This window comes from Clostridium sp. ATCC 25772 (genome assembly GCF_001573875.1).
Classification (GTDB): domain Bacteria; phylum Bacillota; class Clostridia; order Clostridiales; family Clostridiaceae; genus Clostridium_J; species Clostridium_J senegalense.
Genome location: NZ_LFRG01000111.1, coordinates 1 through 1,319, shown reverse-complemented (window position 1 = coordinate 1,319; position 1,319 = coordinate 1). Strand labels below are relative to the sequence as shown.

The following is a 1,319-nucleotide window of genomic DNA, read 5'->3' as shown; positions in this document are numbered from 1 at the left end:
TAGAATTATCATTTTTACTGTTGTTACTAGAAAAAGTTATAATTTTCCAAATAACTCCTATTGTTCCAACAGTGCCATACCATGCTCCTTTTACAGTGTCTGCTAACACTCCACTACCACCAATAGCAGCGGCACCAAAACCGCCTCCACCACCATATTCATTTGACATACAACGTGCAAAACCTGACTGATCTTTAAAACCTACTGGGGTATTAGCACAATAAGCAAACATATTCTGGATAACATTCCTTGTCCTGTAGATACTAACCCATCCACATTCAAGAATCTTCCCCACTCAGGATTATAATATCTTGATTGTAAATAGTAATATCCAGTCTCCGTATCATATCTGTATCCTCTATATCTATAAGGATTCTTTTCTCCTAATGACTTTAAGTGACACTCCAAATTTTAATTTGGTTAGTGGAACTTACTCATTTGAATGAATATGAAAAGGAGTTTCCTTTTTAATTCACAGATATTAACTTACCCCAGGTGTCGTAGGTATAAGAAACTACTTGAGTTCCATTAGAATCTAATATTCCTATAATATCACTTTGTGCATTCCTAACATAGAAGTATTCTGCACCATTTAAAGTGAAGCCTACTAAACCACTATCTCCATAATTGTAAACTAATTTATCTGATGGCTAGTATCCCTAATCTTCACTAAGGCCTACTACGTCCCTAGATAACGATTTCTAACCTTCGAAGAAGCTAAGAACTCTGTTAATCCGATGACTACCAGCTCTAATACTCCCATCTTCTTCAAAGTGGGAGTAAAGAGCGGCTACGTCCCTAGATAACGATTTCCCCTAAAGGACAACGACTTCTAAGTATCAAAAATACTGATACTTAGAAGTCTGTTAGTAAGCTTCAGTGGGAGTAAAAACTCCCTCTGAAGCAAAGAACTCTGTTTATATCACAGCTATTTGTAATATTTATACCTTAATTTAATAAATTTATACTATATAAACTTATTAAATTAGGAGGGGTATTATGGAAGACAGAGTTATAAGTGTTAAAGGGAAAGGAAAAGCATCAGTACCACCAGATACAATAGAAATAAATATGATATTAACTACAGTAAAACCTACCTATGAAGAAGCTCTGAATGCGGCTAGTAGGGACTTGGATGAATTAAGATCATGCTTAAGAAGTGCAGGCTTTGATAAAAAAGATATAAAAACTACTAATTTCAGAGTGGACACTAAATATGAAAATATTGCTGATCCCAATGGAAATTATAGGAGAGTTTTTGTAGGATATGAGGTTACTAATAGCTTAAGAATTGAATTTGAAAATAATACTATGAGATT

General features: G+C 34.2%; 3 protein-coding genes. 1 reads left to right on the top strand and 2 read right to left on the bottom strand.

Going from position 1 to position 1,319, the window contains the following annotated elements:
- Both AZI32_RS18990 and AZI32_RS18985 read right to left on the bottom strand, forming a co-directional pair.
- On the bottom strand, positions 1-232 hold a 232-nt coding region (locus tag AZI32_RS18990), incomplete at its 3' end, for a hypothetical protein (protein ID WP_242865321.1).
- Positions 202-408: an RHS repeat-associated core domain-containing protein gene (locus tag AZI32_RS18985; RefSeq protein ID WP_242865320.1), complete on the bottom strand. Its 207-nt coding sequence runs from the start codon at positions 406-408 to the stop codon at positions 202-204. The genes AZI32_RS18985 and AZI32_RS18990, both read right to left, overlap by 31 nt.
- A gap of 591 nt (positions 409-999) precedes the next feature.
- On the opposite strand from AZI32_RS18985, the gene AZI32_RS16990 reads away from it, so the two are divergent.
- The coding region (locus AZI32_RS16990; protein ID WP_157450965.1) for an SIMPL domain-containing protein at positions 1,000-1,319 on the top strand (320 nt) is incomplete at its 3' end.